17 protein-coding genes are annotated in these 17,629 nt (G+C 55.5%); 7 read left to right on the top strand and 10 right to left on the bottom strand.

Annotated elements, in window-relative coordinates; translation table 11 throughout:
• Positions 1-59 precede the first annotated feature (59 nt).
• Positions 60-1,859 carry an SLC13 family permease gene (locus tag AC2FFD_RS15555; protein ID WP_496747795.1) on the top strand — a complete coding sequence of 600 codons (1,800 nt, stop codon included), beginning with the start codon at positions 60-62 and terminating at the stop codon, positions 1,857-1,859.
• Here the strand turns inward: AC2FFD_RS15555 and nhaA are convergent.
• The 6 genes from nhaA to AC2FFD_RS15585 all read right to left on the bottom strand — a co-directional run bounded on the left by nhaA (position 1,856) and on the right by AC2FFD_RS15585 (position 8,964).
• Positions 1,856-3,211, bottom strand: coding sequence for a Na+/H+ antiporter NhaA (gene nhaA / locus AC2FFD_RS15560; protein WP_496852955.1), 1,356 nt, complete (start codon positions 3,209-3,211; stop codon positions 1,856-1,858). The genes AC2FFD_RS15555 and nhaA overlap by 4 nt on opposite strands.
• A gap of 351 nt (positions 3,212-3,562) precedes the next feature.
• On the bottom strand, positions 3,563-3,913 hold the full coding sequence (locus AC2FFD_RS15565; RefSeq protein ID WP_158005275.1) for a class I SAM-dependent methyltransferase: 351 nt from the start codon (positions 3,911-3,913) through the stop codon (positions 3,563-3,565).
• Positions 3,914-3,979: 66 nt separating this feature from the next.
• Positions 3,980-4,531 (bottom strand): recombinase family protein, encoded by a 552-nt coding sequence (locus AC2FFD_RS15570; protein WP_260027330.1) that lies wholly within the window; start codon positions 4,529-4,531, stop codon positions 3,980-3,982.
• Between the two features lie 130 nt (positions 4,532-4,661).
• Positions 4,662-7,553 (bottom strand): Tn3 family transposase, encoded by a 2,892-nt coding sequence (locus AC2FFD_RS15575; protein WP_496873496.1) that lies wholly within the window; start codon positions 7,551-7,553, stop codon positions 4,662-4,664.
• A gap of 137 nt (positions 7,554-7,690) precedes the next feature.
• Complete coding sequence (locus tag AC2FFD_RS15580; RefSeq protein ID WP_496873497.1) at positions 7,691-8,095, bottom strand: DUF3768 domain-containing protein; 405 nt, start codon at positions 8,093-8,095, stop codon at positions 7,691-7,693.
• A gap of 524 nt (positions 8,096-8,619) precedes the next feature.
• Complete coding sequence (locus tag AC2FFD_RS15585) at positions 8,620-8,964, bottom strand: WGR domain-containing protein (protein WP_496873498.1); 345 nt, start codon at positions 8,962-8,964, stop codon at positions 8,620-8,622.
• Positions 8,965-9,025: 61 nt separating this feature from the next.
• Here AC2FFD_RS15585 and AC2FFD_RS15590 point away from each other — a divergent pair, with 61 nt between their 5' ends.
• Together AC2FFD_RS15590 and AC2FFD_RS15595 are read left to right on the top strand one after the other, a co-directional pair.
• Positions 9,026-9,703, top strand: coding sequence for an ankyrin repeat domain-containing protein (locus tag AC2FFD_RS15590; protein WP_496873499.1), 678 nt, complete (start codon positions 9,026-9,028; stop codon positions 9,701-9,703).
• A gap of 373 nt (positions 9,704-10,076) precedes the next feature.
• Entirely contained in the window at positions 10,077-10,571 is a 495-nt protein-coding gene (locus tag AC2FFD_RS15595; RefSeq protein WP_496873500.1) for a DUF6714 family protein, read from the top strand.
• 196 nt (positions 10,572-10,767) lie between these two features.
• Here the strand turns inward: AC2FFD_RS15595 and AC2FFD_RS15600 are convergent, their stop codons facing one another.
• From AC2FFD_RS15600 to AC2FFD_RS15610, 3 genes are all read right to left on the bottom strand, one after another.
• Positions 10,768-11,322, bottom strand: coding sequence for a class I SAM-dependent methyltransferase (locus AC2FFD_RS15600; protein WP_496812683.1), 555 nt, complete (start codon positions 11,320-11,322; stop codon positions 10,768-10,770).
• A gap of 74 nt (positions 11,323-11,396) precedes the next feature.
• Complete coding sequence (locus tag AC2FFD_RS15605) at positions 11,397-11,621, bottom strand: hypothetical protein (RefSeq protein ID WP_496812682.1); 225 nt, start codon at positions 11,619-11,621, stop codon at positions 11,397-11,399.
• A 1-nt stretch (position 11,622) separates the two neighbouring features.
• Complete coding sequence (locus AC2FFD_RS15610; protein WP_496873501.1) at positions 11,623-12,168, bottom strand: MarR family winged helix-turn-helix transcriptional regulator; 546 nt, start codon at positions 12,166-12,168, stop codon at positions 11,623-11,625.
• Here AC2FFD_RS15610 and AC2FFD_RS15615 point away from each other — a divergent pair.
• From AC2FFD_RS15615 to AC2FFD_RS15625, 3 genes are all read left to right on the top strand, one after another.
• A complete protein-coding gene (locus AC2FFD_RS15615; protein ID WP_496873502.1) occupies positions 12,157-12,849 on the top strand; it encodes a hypothetical protein in 693 nt (230 codons plus the stop codon). The genes AC2FFD_RS15610 and AC2FFD_RS15615 overlap by 12 nt on opposite strands.
• 691 nt (positions 12,850-13,540) lie before the next feature.
• Positions 13,541-14,422 carry a sterol desaturase family protein gene (locus AC2FFD_RS15620; protein ID WP_496812678.1) on the top strand — a complete coding sequence of 294 codons (882 nt, stop codon included), beginning with the start codon at positions 13,541-13,543 and terminating at the stop codon, positions 14,420-14,422.
• Between the two features lie 124 nt (positions 14,423-14,546).
• A complete protein-coding gene (locus tag AC2FFD_RS15625; protein WP_496873503.1) occupies positions 14,547-15,566 on the top strand; it encodes an IS110 family RNA-guided transposase in 1,020 nt (339 codons plus the stop codon).
• 811 nt (positions 15,567-16,377) lie between these two features.
• Here AC2FFD_RS15625 and AC2FFD_RS15630 read toward each other — a convergent pair.
• Positions 16,378-16,611 (bottom strand): hypothetical protein, encoded by a 234-nt coding sequence (locus tag AC2FFD_RS15630; protein ID WP_496873504.1) that lies wholly within the window; start codon positions 16,609-16,611, stop codon positions 16,378-16,380.
• Between the two features lie 135 nt (positions 16,612-16,746).
• Between AC2FFD_RS15630 and AC2FFD_RS15635 the strand changes: the two genes are divergently transcribed.
• A complete protein-coding gene (locus AC2FFD_RS15635; protein WP_496873505.1) occupies positions 16,747-17,499 on the top strand; it encodes a Crp/Fnr family transcriptional regulator in 753 nt (250 codons plus the stop codon).
• Positions 17,500-17,629: the final 130 nt, after the last annotated feature.

A 17,629-nucleotide genomic window follows, 5' to 3' on the forward strand; every position in this document is an offset into this window, starting at 1 on the left:
TCGCTCTAATCAGGAAGGTGGATGCTGTGACCGCCATATCGTCAGCGGCAAAGGTATGAATGAAGGAGGGCGGACTGATTGATCTCATCGCCGACTATGAACCCTATCTTGCGCTCGCAGTTGTCGTCCTTCTGTTCGCAGCATTTCTTTCCGAGCGCTTCGAACCGGACGTAACCGCTGCGGGGGCCGCCGCGCTGTTTGTCGTCTTGGGGTTTGTCCCCACGAATGAAGTTTTGGCAGCGTTTTCGAACCCTGCACCCATAACGATCGCTGCGATGTTCGTGATCAGCGGCGCGCTGGTCCGAACCGGGCTTCTCGACGCACTTGCGAACAAGGTTGTCGCCGCAGGGAGCAAGCGCCCGGTCGCCGGTATAGCGGCGTTTCTCATCGCGACGCTAGTCGCCTCGGGTCTGATTAACAACACTCCGGTCGTCATCGTCCTCATACCGGTGGCCATTCGTTTGGCGCAGAGCCTGGGCTTTGCTGCGACACGCCTGTTGATTCCGCTATCCTACATGTCCGTCCTGGGCGGGACGTGTACTCTGATCGGCACGTCGACCAACCTTCTGGTGGACGGCGTTTCCCAGGCGTCTGGCTTGGAACCGTTTTCAATTTTCGAGATCACACCGGTCGGTCTGGTGGCCGCGGCCACAGGCGGTGTGGCGCTCCTCCTGCTTGGACCTGTCCTGCTGCCGGACCGAAAGGATATTGCGGAACAGGGCGGCGACGATGAAGCGACTTTTTTGACCGAGGTACGCCCGCGAGAGGACTACCCGAATATTGGTCGAACGATTCATGAAATCGCCGCCCTCAGCCGAAGAGGTGTTGAAATCGTCGGCATCCGTGCGCGTTCTGGAGTCAAGAGAGAGGGATTGAGTGAACACATACTCGAACCGGGCGACAGGATCATTGCCAAGGTTGCGACATCAGAACTGCTCACCCTCAGGAAACTTGAAGGGATCGAAGTCGGGTTGCGCCAGGGGCCAGCGGCCGAAAACACCTCGGAGCTGATCGTCGCCGAAGCTATCGTGACGCTTTCACGCCGAAGCCGCGGAGTGCGCATTGCCCAGCTTGCCATGGGGCACCGATACGGCATGCGTGTTCTTGGTGCCCACCGACATGGGGAAGTGCTTGGACCCGACCTGTCGACGGCGCTATTGCGCCCCGCCGATACGCTGCTTTTGGAAGGAACGCCTGAAGGCTTTGCCCGAATGACCGAGGCGGGCGATCTTGCCGCGATCACGGATGCCGGGGGGCGCGCCTTCCGCCGCGGGAAAGCGCCGCTGGCTCTGTTCGCGCTTTTCGCGGTTGTGGCGCTCGCCGCAGCCGGGTTCGCCGAGATCAGCGTGCTTGCCCTTGTCGCGGTCGCTGCCATCCTCGTGCTCCGGTGCATCGACAGCGGCGAAGCCTGGGCGTCCATCGACGCCAGCGTCCTTGTGCTGATCTTTTCCATGCTAATCGTCGGCAGCGGTATGCAGAATGCAGGAGCAGTCAACCTGATCGTGGAGACATTGGTGCCGACTCTCGTAGAGTTGCCCCTAATTGTCACGCTCGCTGTGATCTACATACTGTCTTCGGCGCTCACCGAGGCGGTTACCAACAACGCCGTAGCCGTCGTCGTTACACCTCTCGCGATCGGTGTTGCGGAACAACTCGGTGTCGACGCCAAGCCGTTCGTCGTCGCTGTGATGTTTGGCGCAAGTGCAAGTTTCGCCACTCCGGTCGGCTATCAGACCAACACATTGGTATATGGCGCTGGGAACTACAGGTTTTCCGACTTCCTCAGGATCGGCGTGCCGATGAATCTTATCGTCGGCGCAGCCGTGGTCGGGGTGATCCCGGTATTCTTCCCATTCTAGGGTACCCGGTCTTGTTCTGCGGTGCTTGTGGCGCTTTTTGTGCGCGCTGCGTGAATTGTCAGCAGGAGCAGCATGAGGATCCCGGCCGTTGCGGCAATAGCTGATCCTGAGAGAATTCCAAGCTTAGCGGCGTTCAGCGTCGCCGGATCGAAGGCCAAGCCCGCTATGAACAGCGACATCGTGAAACCGATACCAGTTAGAAACGAGCCGGCCAGAATTAACGGCCCCGACAAGCCCGGCGCTAACACTGCCAGGCCTGATCGGACAGCTAGCCAGCTGAACCCGAAGACGCCGATCGGTTTTCCTAGCACCAGACCGACAATTATCGCCAAGGAGACCGGTTGTTCGAAATCGGCACCCTGAACCGTGATGCCGGCATTTGCCAGCGCGAAAATCGGCATGATTGCAAAGCCGACCCAAGGGTGCAGCATTGTCTCGAGCCGTTCGACTGGCGAGAGTGCCTCCGTGACCGCTCTGCTTGCTTGACGCAGGTTATGGCGGGTTGCGGTATCTCCCTGCTGCCGATCGCCGGCCGGAACGGCGCGTAGGCGTCCAAGGATTGCATGCAGCCGGGCATCGCTTACCCATATGCGCGTCGGCGTCATAAGGCCCAGAATGACCCCTGCGATGGTCGCATGAACGCCGGAGGCATCGATGCATAGCCAGACTGCCGCACCGAGAAGAAAATAAACCGGGACACTTCTGATCCCGACGCGCGAGGCGCCTGCGACGACACCAATTCCCAGCAGACCCAAACCGAGCGCCGACCAGTTCAACGCTTCCCCGTAACCGAAGGCGACGACGAGAATTGCGCCGACATCGTCAAAAATGGCCAGAGAAAGAAGGAACAGACGCAAGGTGGACGGGATCCGCCTTCCGAAAAGCGCCAGGCATCCAATCACGAACGCCGTATCGGTTGCCATCACGGTTCCCCAGCCGTGCGCCCCGGGCTGCCCGGACATCAACAAATGATAGAGCCCGACCGGCACCACCATGCCACCCAAAGCGCCCGCGAACGGCAGGGCGGCCTGTCGCGGGTTTTGCAATTCGCCCAGTACGATCTCGCGCTTGAGCTCCAGAGAAAGCACGAAAAAGAAGAGGGTCATCAGCCCGTCGTTGATCCAGTGTCGCAGCGAGCGGGTGAAATCGAACGAACCGAATGTCAGGCCAACAGGGGTCTTCCAGAAGCCCAGGAAGCCTTCTTGCCAAGGCGAGTTTGCCAGCGCCAAAGCCAGCAGAACAGCCAGGAACAGGAGCCCACTCGCGGCCGCTTGGATCTCTAGGAAGCGTGCGAAGGGTTTTGTTATTCTATCGGCGGACTCTTGGGGCAGGCTTTGATGATTGTCTATCATGGGACAACTACGCCAATTCGGGTGAAAAGAGACTACGCCATTGAAGCGTGGACGCAATGACCACGTGGATCAATGTCTGGCTATGCAGGAGCCATCCACGCAGGATATTCACCAGCAGGTTTTTCAGTTTCTGAGAAACGGACAATGCGGAAACGGTTGATTAGGCTTCACAAATTAAGGAACAGGTTAGCATCCGGCATTCATGAAGCCCCGGAGTTGGTTCTTTGTCATTTCCCCGGGGACCGGCTCCGAACAATAGCTGGATCGTCACCAGAAGTCGTTTGTCAGGCTTCGGTGCTTCGGCTCTTTCCTTGAGCCAGCTGTGACTTTCCAAAGTTGAGTCCGCTTCACTCAGAATTTTGAAACCAGCGGCCAATAGATGCGTGGACATTTCCTCGGGTGTCGCGAGATGACTGATCGAAGGTTCTGAAGCCTAAGGTGCCGGATACAAAACTCACCGCCTTCTCCCTGCAAAATGTCATAAATTCTAAACCTTGCGCCGGGTTTGAGAAAACGTCGCGCCTCGGCATAGACCGTAGCCTTTTCCGGGACGTTCATAGCGACGTGAACTGGAAACGCACCATCGAAATGGTTGTCGGGAAAAGAAAGGTTTGTTGAATCACCCTGAAGGAACACGGTTTTGTCGCTCAAGTTAACCCCTTCCGAAATCTCGTTTGCCGCATCGTATAACTCTTGCGTCAAATCCATCTTCCTTGGCCGGTATCTTCGATCCGAAGACTTCCGCCGCGCGAAACACGAAGGGCTGGTTCAGACGTCTGTATCAGCAAGCGCCCGGTATACGGTCATTCTTGAAATCCCTAGTTCACGCGCGATCTGGGCTTTTGCGGTGCCCTCGCTCGCCAATCGCCGGATTTCCTCATCATCTACGGATTTCCGCCGCCCCTTGTAGACACCCTTACCTTTGGCGGTGTCGATCCCAGCACGCTGACGGTCGCGGATAAACTTCAGCTCCATATCGGCGACCATACCGAGAACGGTGATGACCATGCGACCCATATCTCCGGCGGTGGTTACGTGCGGTTCAAGAACACGAAGTGATGCGCCCTTGGCGTCCAACTCATATACCAAGTTCAGCACGTCACGCGTGGAACGACCGAGGCGATCTAGGCGATGAACAACCAGCTCATCCCCTTCGCGCAGAAATTCCATCACTGTAGCCAATTCAGAACGGTCATCACGGGAAGCACCAGAGACTGTTTCGGATCGGACGATCTGACAGCCTGCTGCTCTCAGCGTGGCTTTCTGGATATCAAGATCCTGGCTTGATGAGCTGACGCGGGCATATCCAATCTTGGGCATAGCAAACTGTCACATTAGGGTGGTTCCCATTCTGATAATGTAACAATATGCTGTTGACTACTCATTTGTGACATCTTGGCGTGCCACATCACCCTGTCTCCTGCGGGTGTACCCTTTTGTGACGCACAGATCACGCGGCCATTGCCCCAAAGTCGATCCGCTTTTCCAAATCGACATCGAACCGACCATACGGATTGATGTGGGAATAGATCAATGGAGTGAGGCCGTGGTAATCCCGCTCGGACAGGCGAGTTGCCCATCCTGGTTCCGACAACACGGATTGCACCATGCGTGTGTTCACATAGACAAGGGATGCCTGAAGCAGATGCAAGGCATGGGCGGAGATTTCCTGATCGGCAATCCGGTTGCTGGAAATCTCGCCGCCTTTGCCAAAGAACACGAAGCCATTGGCGCTGTTCCAGTTCTCCACTACATTCAGTCCTTCATGAATCTCGCGGCGGAAATCTTCGGATCGTAGATACCTGCACAGAAAGATAGTCTTGATCGCCCGCCCCAGTTCAGCGAGTGCCTTGTATGTTGGATGCATCACATCGGCGCGTGCAAAGCGACGCAGGATGGCTTCCGGATCGGCCGTGCCATGCTGCATGGCCGAAGCGTATTTGACCATTTCATCGTACTGTCTTTCGATCTCGGCCCAGTCAACAGTGCCGGACAGGATCGGTAGCAGGTTGGGCAGTTGTCCCCGCATTGCGGAATTCGGTAAGGCCAGCTTTTGTCGGGCGATGGCCTTCAGACGTGGGGCCAATTCGAATCCAAGAAGATGACAGAAGGCGAAGCCGATGGCACTTTGGCCGTGGCTATCAACATACTGGCGCTGGATCTCCATGTCGGTGCAATGACGCAGAACCCCTTCGATCATCGCTGCCACTTCAGATGATGAGCAGCGTTTCAGCTGGGAATAAATACAGGTCGCCTGCCGTTCGACATGCCAATAGATCATGACACCGCGCCCGCCATAGCGGGCATGCCATTCGGTCATCAGGTTGCGATCCCAGGCTCCGAACTTGGTGGAATCTGCCGCGCAGGCGGTTCCCGCATTGCCCCAAACTGACGGATTGCGCACCGCCAACGTGGCATCTGCAACCTTGACCGCCGCTGCCCGAAGAGAAGCAGGATCGACATAGCGGCGTCGGATATGCAGCAACTCATCATAGCTGATTTCAGGCGTGCCAGCAGCTACACGTTTCAAACCGGCATTGGTGCCCAGGCCGTAGAGGCAAAGCAGCAGGCGTTGATCCCGGATATCACGCGGCAGTGCTTCCCGGCTGGCTGACGTTTCGAATGCTCCCAGAAAGCCTGTCTCCAGCGCTGTCTCTTTCAGCGTATCCAGCAGTCCGGTCATCGGCCACCGCCGACCAATCTCTGATTTAAGGCCGATCAACCCTTTTGGCTCTGGTGCCGGGGTGAAAGGTGTAATGCTAATGCAGTTGTCACCAGACCAGCGCAGCCGCACCTTGTCACTATTGGGCAGCGAGCTGTTCAGTTGACGTAACTCATACTCCAACTGCTCCCGAACAGATCGCGAAAATTCCCGTGCATCCTGGGTGAGCTTCAGGCCAGCATAGTATACGTCGCGCTTCTCAGGAAAATCCTTCGGCAGATAATCGTCCGGGTTACGATAACGATCAGCCCCTTCGACCCAGATCTCTTTTGACCTGATACGATCCCGCAACTGGGTCAGGACACAGAGTTCATAAGAAATAACATTCAGCCGCCCGCGTGTGTCGATCACGGTTTCCTGCCATTTACGCGGAATTGAGCCCTCGGGTGCCAGCGCAGCCGGGGCGTAACGCCGTCCTTCCTCATTCAGGCGGATTATCAGAACCAACGCATCCAGGATCGGTCGCCACGTCTCATTATTCGAGCGGAATTGTAAGACAGACAACAAGGACGGCAGCATTCGACGATAGTGGCTGGCATAGGAACCCCGCATTACAGTCTGAATCCGAACATTCAGTGTTCCCTTGGCCCTGTGTTCATCAATGATGGCTTTCAGCTTGGCCGCGCCCGCGATTGGAAAGATCACATCCGAGACTTTGCCGTTCGGGGCCATCATCGCCGCCGTCGCAATGTCCACCAGTAACCGTTCCTTGCCGTGAACCTTATCGATGTCAGCGGCAATTTTGCTGATCACCTTCCGTTTGGAGCGTGTGCCGATGCGATGAACAACGTCGATGAGCAGGTCTACAAGACCATCAATCAGCTGCGATCTGCGCGACATCAGATAGATCGCCAACAATCCCAGGCGCTTTTCCCGGCTATGCCGCCGCATCTCTGAGGCTGTTTCCCCCTCAACCCGGCGGGTCAATATCCTGATCCATGTGGGATCAACCTCGTTGACCAAATCGAACGGCAGATCAAGAGCATGAATAAAGGCCAGCCGGTCAGCTGCGTCGAGTACATTGTCCAGCGTGGCTGCGCCAACATCGTCTTTTAGGCTTTGAAAGCCATGATCGCCGCGTGGGTTGGCTAAGCTGGCTTCCAGTGCTGCAATGGTTTGCAATGACAACCGGCTGGATGCATGCTCCAGAAGTTCTTCCTGAAAACTATACTGCGCGGAACGCACCAAGCGTTCCATGATCTTCCGGGATGGAATGAACACTGATTGGCCCAAGGCCCATTGATAGCCGAATTGAACGAGATCTTCCGTGGAGGGCCCCAAAGTCGAAACCTGCGATGCAAGTGCTTCGCGCAGTTTGGCTCGATCCCGGTCATTGGCGCGGCGAATGCCGAGGAAGCGTAGAATCTCCAACCGGTGGCGGCGCGCCGTGTCACTACCGATGTCATAGTTCGACACATGCGCGACATCCTCACCAAGCTGTTCAGCGAGATAATCCAATGATTCCGATGGAAGGTCCTTCAGTCGCTTTGGGAAATACCCGAAGCGCCGAAAGTGCGCTAACTGGGCAGCCAACCCAATCCGCATTGCGTGCCGATAGCTGTTTATAAACTCAAGATCAGCGTAAGACAGACTCCAGACAGCCAGAAATTCTCGTTCCAATACAATACCCTCCAAACGAAAGGGCAAATTGGGTAAGGATCAAGATCTCGTCAAGCCGGACGGCGTTCCGCTATTGTTCTTCATAACGCCCAAATATGCACGCTCGGTCCAGTTGGGCCTGTTGGACAGGGCTGGTTTCAGTATTCGCTGGGGCACATGATGGTCAGAACGCGGCGGGTCACTGCGGGATCAAACGGGCGGTCGGAGCCGTATGTGTAGTCCGCGTCGTAAAGGTCGATTTTCCAGAACAGCTTCTGTCCGCTGACCGTCACCGTTCCGAACGTGTGATCGCCGTAGGGGTCGTTGCCCTCGTCAAACTGGTCATCCGACGCCACCGCCTTCAAAGCTGCTGCCTGGAATTCCATCCCCTCGCCCGACACGCCGGGCGTCACAAGAACCTGACCCTGAATGCCTTTGGAGTGCATCTCGATGGCAGCATTCGGATCGATCAGGGCTTCCCGAAACAGATCATTCTGGGCCGCAATCTCTGCCGCCTGAAGGCTGGTGTCAGTCTCGATGTCTTTTGGCGTCTCAAGGTTCAAAACCGTCTCTCCTTTGTGATGCGACCTTCGGGGCTGTTCCCCCTTTGGTGCTGGTTTTGAGCAAAGCCCTGAAAGGGCGTTGTCTCTAAAACCTGCCACGTGGCGAACGCGGAGAGGGGCGAGACAGGACAAATCGACAAGAGTGGTGCGGCCCGCAGGCGCAGCCGAGGACACGGTCTTGTCTATTTGTCTTGTCCGAGGGGGGAGGCCGCGCCTTCCCCCTGACGTCGGTCGGCGTTTGGCTTGTCCAAATCCCGCCTGACCAACAATAGAAGCCAAAGGATCTTCGATCCTGCGGGAGCGCAAAAGGGATCGAAACCCGATCGGGCAGATCACCACGGCATGGAGCGACCATGGCCCAAAGCCCCTGCCCCGGCTCACATGAGACGGTTCAGGGGCTATTGCGTCAGGGAGATCATGCTGGGGTGTTCTGGGTGGAAGCCGATACGTCGGCTGGAACCTAGAGCCCGGTCACGAGCCAACTGGCTCGGGATTTGCCAAGGGACAAAAGCAGCAGCCCGAAATCACTCACCGACCGGGACGTAGCCTCGACGTCGCTTTTGCTTTTCGAGTTTTTGGAGCGCTTCACTAGCCAAGGCTTCATCATCATATGTCACCATCATGGCTTGGCCGTTCGTGCCAATACGCCCCCAGGTACGAAGGACGGACACTTCGCCAAACAGCGTTGGCTGCAACTCTATTCCATAGAACCGCGCCATGTTGACGTCCGGGGCCATATGGATCAGGTGGACAGGTGTGGTCGCTGACAGCTCCATGACGCGATTGTCGGTTAACTCAGTCTTTCTGTCCAATGACTTTGCGAGATCCGTTCGTAGGAAAGGATTCCGATCCTGAATGGAAAAGGACATCGAATAGGTCCGCTGTTATCATCACACTTACCTGACCAATATGCAGGTAAGAGGATTGGCCATGTTTCGTCTTTTACTATTTTCGCTCGCAACAAGTCTTGCTGCCAACGCGGGCACGGCGCAGACGCCACCTTCGGTTGGTGAGGTCGCGAATTACGACGGTCTCTTCGCAGCCGCTCACACCGGCAACGAAGAAGTGATCCGGCAGCTCGTTGCGGCGGGCGAAAACGTCAACGCGCGAGACCCTCGAGGCCGCACACCAGCCCATGTGGCAGCCTTTGCTTCAGAGGACGAGGCGTTGCGTGCACTCGCTGAGGCCGGTGCCGACATGAATGCGCTTGAGGGTCAGGCCTACGACGTGGTCACTATTGCGGCCGTTGCAAATGATCCAGAATTGATGACGCTCGCAATCGAGTTGGGCAACGATCCCGGCCTGACAACAAGCCCTTATGAAGGAACGGCTCTTATAGCAGCCGCGCATCTCGGTCATGTCGAGATAGTCAGACGCCTGATAACCGCTGGCGCGCCTTTGGACCATGTGAACAATCTGCACTGGACAGCCGTTATCGAAGCCGTTGTGCTTGGTGACGGCGGCCCGGATCATCTTGCAGTTCTGGATGCATTGTTGGCGGCGGGTGCTGACAGATCGCTTGCTGATCGAAACGGAACCACGCCACTCGAACATGCCGAACTACGCGGATTTGCCAAGATGGCAGAGCGCCTCAGAGAAGAGGACTGAAACCCATCCAACATGCGGAAGCGGTGAGTTTTCCGTTAATGGCGCCGATGGCAGCTTGGTTATCGAAGTGTCACACATGATCCAAAAAGGCCAATTTACGCCCGGACTCTGTCCGTTCAAACAATTCGCTGAGTCGACTGCCTAGTTTCGTTGCAATCGCCAAGAGTGTTCGGTCAGCTTCAAATTTTGCAACAGAGCCCAGTCATCATTGTCCGGGGCGGGTGAAGTCAGTTTAAGTGTGTAGATAGAGGCATCGTGGAACTCATGATTGATATCCGGAAAAGCCTATGTTTGGATTCCATGGCACTCACTCAAATTCGACTAGCGGCCAAAGCGCTCGATTTCAGAATGTAAGCCATATTAGAATTTGGCCATGTCAAAGGACTCTAAAACGACCAAAGCGCTCATATCCCAGATCAATGCTGCATTTGACGGGCTTGACCCTCCTCTCGATGATGAACTTTTACATCCCGACTGCATGGATGATGTGGATATTCTTGAATTTTACGGAGGCGTCAGGTGGCCGGAGATGACCGATCAGATGATCATTCACGGATACGCTGCCCCCACAGCTTTCAGCGCAAAGGCATTTCAATACTACTTGCCCGCTTATCTGATTTGGACGCTTCGCAATTCGGACAGCCCGGAATATGCCAATGAAAGCATTCTTCTGGCGCTGGATCCCGGTACATCGAAGGAAATGCTACATGATTTCAGGAAGTCCAAGTTCAGCCTCATAACACCAGAGCAAAAGGAAGTAGTGGTACGGGTTTTGCATTATTTTGCCGATCACCCTGATCTCGGAGAATTTGCGGAAATGGCATTGGTGAACTACTGGATGGATGTCGAATTGCAGGCACCGGATTGATGGTCGCATCAAAACTGGGTTGCGATTTCGAGGTGTAATCTGCGATATCCGTCATCAAATCAGCTGTGTCAGCCATCCGTGTTTAATTGCGGAGGCCAGGTCGGATATTTCCCTATACTGCGCCAGGTCTGTCGCAAGTCGCCTTCAAAACTCCGTTTCGTGCCTTTGATATCAATCTTCTTTGGCTTGTTCCGCGTTAGCTTTGGTGAGGATCATTTTTTTGGCCAACGACACATGTCGCCGGAACGGCACCGTCAATGATTTTGATTTCTCTCACGTTCTCGTACCCGACAGCATGGAGCGCGTCCTCGATGCCGGAAATCATGCGGCGTGCGGCCGCAGAGGCATTCGCGTCAAGCCGCGGTTGATAAGTGGTCAGACAGAGGCCGCCCGGTGCTAGAGTATCAAACAGGGCACGAAAAAAACCGGATTTGTCGCTTTGAAACTGGATGACATTCAGCGAGTAAACGCGGTCGAATGTCTCCGGCCAAGCGGTGAGCAGGTCGATCCCCCCTTCTAATAAATCAACTCGGTTTGCGACGCCCTGTCTGCGCAGTCGATTACGGGCCTGACGGATCATCACTCCGGAATGATCAAGACCGACCACCCGGCCAGACGTCACGAGAGAGGCGCATCGCGACAGGGCGAGGCCAGGGCCACAACCAATTTCAAGCACCTGGCTGTGAGGGCGAAGATCCATTATCTCGACGGTCTTTTCATTTCGAAAGCGGTTCGACTTCCGCGCCGCCATGATCCGACCAGCCAGAGCACCCAACGGACCCGATGGATGACCGAACTGCGCTACGATCTTAGACTTCACTGACACTAGGAGTTGCCTGCCCGAGAAATCCACAGAGGCAACACCAGCAATGCGCCAGCCGAAAGGACGAGAATGCCGATGGCAATCGCATGGCGATACGCCATCTCAGGAAGACCCAAAAGCTCCACCGCAAAGATATTCCAGGACCAAAGGGCAACGACGCCCCAGACCAGCAGCGCGAAAAAGGCGATCCCGAAGGTCTTCCCGTGCCGTTTCGATTGCTGTGCCATGTCAGATTCCTTTCTCCATCATGGTTTCAATCGCTTCATTGAGGCGGGCCAGCAGGTGAACAGAAGCAGCGACGTCATACGTGGCCAGGGCCTCAGCCAACTCGGCCATCGGTGCTTCTTCCCGGGTTTGAATCTCTGCAAAGAGCTTTTTGCCCGCGGGTGTTGGAAGGTAGACTCCCGACCGCTTGTGATCCGGATTATCTTGCGCTTGGATAAGACGCTTCTCCAGCAAGGCGTTCATGTTCTTTTGGACATGTTGACGCGAGACACCTTTTGCCTTGGCGATTTCAGGAACCGTTTGCGGTGCCTTGATAACCAGCGCCTGAAGGACCGCCCGCATCGACGGGTTGATTTCCAGATCGCTGTGCAGGATTTCAGCGACGGATTTGAGCCGGTTGAATCCGGTCCGGATTTCTCTGATCAGCGCGACAAGCTCTTCTTGTCTTTCCGTCATACAAGGCTCCGAGCTTCCAATTGACAACTTGGGTGTCATAATTGAATATGACAACCTAGATGTCAAGTAGTGGAGGTGATAGTGTTCACCCAAACCCATCTTCTGGTCGGGGCTGCTGTCTTCGCCAGGCCGGGGAATCGTACAGTCGCGCTGGCAGGCCTGATAGGCGCGCTAGTGCCGGATACCGATGTGTGGGCGATGTTTGTCATCGAGCGGTTGCGGGGGGCCAGCGGATGCGAAGTGTTCCACTATCGTTACTGGGAACAGCCATGGACGACGCTTCAAATTCTGCTGAACTCGATCCCTGCATATCTCACCCTCATCACCCTGAGCGTCGTCTGTCTGCTCGTACCTACATTGTTGCCCCGCAAAGTAGTTTTGATTGTGATGGTATTTGCCAGCTCCGCGCTTTTGCATGTCGGGGCTGACTTCCTGCTGCACCATGAAGATGCGCGCGCGCAATGGATGCCGTTCACAAATTGGATCTTCCGCTCGCCAGTGTCCTATTGGGATCCACGCCATTACGGCCAGTATTTCCTGATCTTCGAGATCGGTTTGGGTCTAGCCCTCGCCATACCGATCGGTCTGCGTTTCCGGTCGAAGCGGGTATGTGTGGCGGTTACAATTCTGTCGCTTGGATACCTGGGTTCGATTACCGCTGGTCTGATGTCTGGTGGCGATCACCTTCGAGGCCCCGGGTCTTGCGAAATTCTTGAGAGCAATGCCGTCGCAAAGCGAGCGACTTCACCAAGCGAGTCGAATGCCGCTCCATGAAGGGATGACTATACCTGAAAAACAGTTCGTGCCGGTGTTTGGCGAAGCGTGGAGTGTATAGGGCGCCTTTGGACCATCCTGATTAGAAGTGCGGGGCACACGACACGCCCCGCACCAGTCTCTAACGACTGCCCGCTTTTCCGGGCATGTTCATCCGTTTGGACGCACGCGATGGTGTCTTCACACGCAGATCGCGCTGCGGCTTGGCTTTGGCTTTCACCAGCTTAGGGGATTTCGGTGTATCCTCCACAGCAGGAAGGGTCCGCCCGAAGGTGGTTTTTGGTGGTTTGAAGGGCATGATGCACCTCATGACAAAAGGAAGCTGAAGTCGCGCAGATGCTCGACTGCGAACGCCCACGATGGGCTAGCGCCGTATGTCCATTGTCAGAGTCCTCCGCAGGGGCGTTTCAATGCGCATTCTGCCAATCAAGGTCAGCGCGCGGCGGGATCAGAAAGTATGCTGGTCCATTGTTAGAATCTCCCTTGCGAATGTTGGGAACGTCTCAGACCAGGGATCATCTGTCAAACCTGCTCAATGAACGGCAGCAGTTGTTGGTAGGCAGTTGGGTGCTGGATAAAGCTGCCCTCAGATGATTTCACGTGAATATCTGCTATTTCTTACAAAGGACCAATCGTCACTAAGAAATGATGGCAGACCCGCCGCGACCGACAACCCGGAAAGACACGCTCCATGTCTGACACCATTCTTGCAGCTGAGCCGACCATCCGCCTTGTTGCCTTTCTGGGCATTCTGGCGGTCATGGCACTATGGGAAGTTGCAGCACCCCGGCGACGACGGGAATTACCACGCGTTGTGCGATGGACAAACAACCTGGCGCTCGTTGTGCTCGACACCGCGATCCTGCGGCTGACCTTTCCGATCCTCGCAGTTGGTCTTGCGGTGATGGCCGAAGACCGCGGATGGGGGCTCTTCAACAACATAGATGTACCGGTTTGGGTTGCCACCGCGGTCTCAATGCTGCTTCTCGATCTTGCGATCTATCTTCAGCACGTGATGTTCCACGCAGTACCGGGGCTTTGGCGGTTGCACCGGATGCATCACGCAGATCTTGATTTCGACGCGACCACAGGCTTGCGGTTCCACCCGGTAGAAATCCTCATCTCGATGGCGATCAAGCTGGCGGTTGTTGCAGCCTTAGGGCCCCCCGCTGTCGCCGTGCTCTTGTTCGAGGTCATCTTGAACGCGACCGCGCTTTTTAATCACGCCAACATTGATCTTCCGCGCCCGATAGATCGTTTCCTCAGATGGATCATCGTCACCCCGGACATGCACCGAGTGCACCATTCCATTGATCCACGCGAAACCAACTCGAACTTCGGCTTTTATCTACCCTGGTGGGATCGGCTCCTGGGGACTTACGTCGCGCAGCCTGCGAAAGGGCACAAGGGTATGGTGGTCGGCATCAAGCAGTTTCGCACGCGCCGCGACCTCTGGCTCGACCGGATGTTGATTCAACCCTTTCTCGGCCCAGCAAGTGGAGGTGCGCTTGATGCCCGCAGCCATCGGAAGCAATCTTCATCCATCTCATCCAAGCCGGGCGCCGACAAATAGATCCAAAGATGTGAACCGATGATCTTTTGCGGCCCAATCCGGATGAGGTGGGTGGCTCCTGCTCCACCGGCATCGAATGTGCCAAAGTGCAGTTGTCATCGACTGCTAGGAAAGGAGCCACCCAATGACAGTAAAGACCGTCGGCCTGGATCTGGCCAAGGACGTTTTTCAAGTTCACGGCATTTCGGAGAACGGCCGAGTGATTTTCAACAAAGCCATCAAGCGCGCGAAGCTGCTGTTGTTCTTCGAGACGCTGCCACCTTGCACGGTCGGCATGGAAGCGTGCGGATCGTCGCATCATTGGGGCCGTCAGCTGCGCACGCTCGGCCATGATGTGAAGCTCATGCCCGCTGGTTACGTCAAACCGTATGTGAAGCGAGGCAAGAACGACGCGGTTGATGCGGAAGCAATATGCGAGGCAGTTCGACGCCCGACCATGCGCTTCGTAGACATCAAGACTGAAGAGCAGCAGGCCATTTTGTCCATTCACAGAACGCGTGACCTGGCCGTCCGGCAGCGCACGCAGATGGCCAACATGATCCGCAGCCTGTTGCGCGAGTTTGGGCACATCTTGCCCATCGGGATCGAAGCGGTGACGGCTTTTGCAAAGCGTCACCTTGATGGCGACCATCCAGAAATGCCGGAGATCGCCAACGGCATGCTCGGTATCCAGTGCTATCATTTCCTCGGCCTGAACGAACGCATCGATGGCTATTCTAAGATGATCCAGCAACATGCCCTTCTGAATGCAGATGCGCGTAGATTGATGCGTATGCCTGGTATCGGCCCGATTACGGCCTCTGCGATTGTCGCAACGATTGGTGATGCAAAACAGTTCCGGACCGGACGCGATCTGGCGGCCTGGCTCGGACTGACACCGCTCAACAAATCCAGCGGCGGGAAAGAACGATTGGGCAAGATCACGAAACAGGGTGATCGTTACATTCGCAAACTTCTAGTGGTGGGCATGACATCGCGCGCGGTCATGGCGAAACGTTCGCCTGAAAAAGTGGATCTGTGGACGGCGAAGATCATTGCAAACAAGCCATTCCGACTGGCGACAACCGCTATGGCGAACAAGGCGGCTCGGGCCATCTGGGCGATGCTCACGAAGAAACAGGAGTACCGGCAGCCTGCGTTCTAGCCTCGCTGACTGCCTATAAGATGCAAGACGTTGAAGTGATGATGCGGAATTAAGTCAACCAAGAGCAAGGACACTCCGGGAACGGCAGCGGCCCTCCTCCGAGGCCGATAAGCCGATTGGAACCTCGCTCGCGGAATTCATCAAGGCCAGTGGAGGCAATGCCAAAACATAAACAGGCCGGACAGACGACAGTACTGACAAAATGACCGCAGAAATCGCAAAAAATCTCTTGCAATGCAGGAGCCACCCACAGAGGACGTTCATCGACACATGTCGCCGCTGCGGTGCGGCCCGTCGAACCGGCCGTTCGCTGCAGGCGCAAATTTTCAGGGTGCACGAACTCACAGTCTGCGGGACAAACCGGACTTGTGCGATTGCGGCAATTGCTGACGCAGCATTGATTTGCTGTAGCAGCGCATTCATCGCTGCGTTGCAGCTGTTGTCGCCAGACCGGTCATTCAAAGCTATGATGATGCGATACTATCAAACTGTAGTTTCGCTGCACATAGGATCAGCAACTTAGACGCCGAACAAAGCCAACGTTTGCGTTGTCGCAGGCAGTGCAGCAGGACAGGCCATGCGGGCCTTCAGCCATTAATCAAATTCTCGTTGTGGCTCATGCAGGTCGGCGGGGAAGAGGGAGTAAGTCGCGGTCGTGGAATTTTCATTAAGTCGAGATATTGCAGAGATTGGAACTTCGGTTCTAGCTTCGTGTTTGAATTGATCGGGAACGAGGCACCAATAGTACTTCTATTTGTTGTTATGCTTTTTTGACGAGTGTAATCTTGTTTTTCTGACACAGAAATTAACGTTACTGCCGAACGCGATAGCCGGAAGCAATGATCTGGTTTATCAGAACAGCGGCGGCCTGGTGCATATCCTTTTCTTCCTTGTTGCCAACCGCTGCTTCGTGGGCAGCGGCTGCGTCACGCAGAACGCCCACTATCTCATGTTCGGGCAGGAGCTCACGATCCTTAATTGCAAGCAAAAGCGCTTCACAGATTGAGAGTGCGGCCATTCCTGAGTGGTCTTGCCGGTCGGTCATGGTAGACGTCCTTTTGTAACAGGCGTCCAAGCAAGGAAGCGCCACGATGAATTGCATCATTCTGGCATAGATTGCAGTATACTCAACTGATCGAAAGCAGTCTTTGCGTCGGATAGTTTCGCGGGCGGCTCATTGATGAAGGAAGAACATTTGCCCGCTATCAAGAACAGTCCGCTCACCCGAAAGCTCTCAAACTTCGTCGCTCTGACTGAGGTTGAACTTGCGGTGTTAGCACGCTTGCACAAACGCCGCAGAACCTTTGAAGCGGGACGTGATCTTGTGCATCAAGGGCAATCAGAGCAGGCTGCCTACGTTCTGGCCTCGGGCTGGGTTTGTTCTTACAAAACCCAGACTGACGGGTCGCGTCAGATCGTCGATTTCCAAATACCCGGTGACTTTCTGGGTTTGCGAAGCGTCCTGCTACACACCTCGGATCACAGCATAGAACCAATCATGGAAATCCAAGCTATCGAGGTAGTAGTGGATGATCTCCTGGAAGCATTTGCGCAAACGCCCCGGCTGGCGACAGCAATTCTTTGGGCGGTATCTCGAGATGAAGCGATGGTGGTTGAGCACCTGGTCAACATAGGACGGCGAGATGCGGGTGAGCGCATGGCGCATTTTCTTTTGGAACTTGGTGTGAGGCTGACTCAGGTCGGGATGGCAAACAAGACGGGATACACTTGCCCCCTGACACAATACCACCTTGCCGATGCACTGGGACTGAGTGCCGTGCATGTTAATCGTGTCCTACGGCAACTGCGGGAGAAGGGGTTGGTTACTTTTCAATCCGGGCAAGTGGCATTTGATGATTATGACGGACTGGTGACGTTGGCCGGTTTTGACCCCACTTATCTGGATCAGGCCGGGCCACTGTTGAAGCAATAGGTTCACCCCTCGGGCGATGCCGGGGTTTTGATGATAGTTGCCTGGTTAGAGACGCCATTCGCTTCGGCAGATTTGGGATTTCACTGAAAAAGAAGCGCAAGATAAATACAGTCCGATTGCGGTACTGGAT

The organism is Ruegeria sp. YTSC002 (assembly GCF_059609845.1).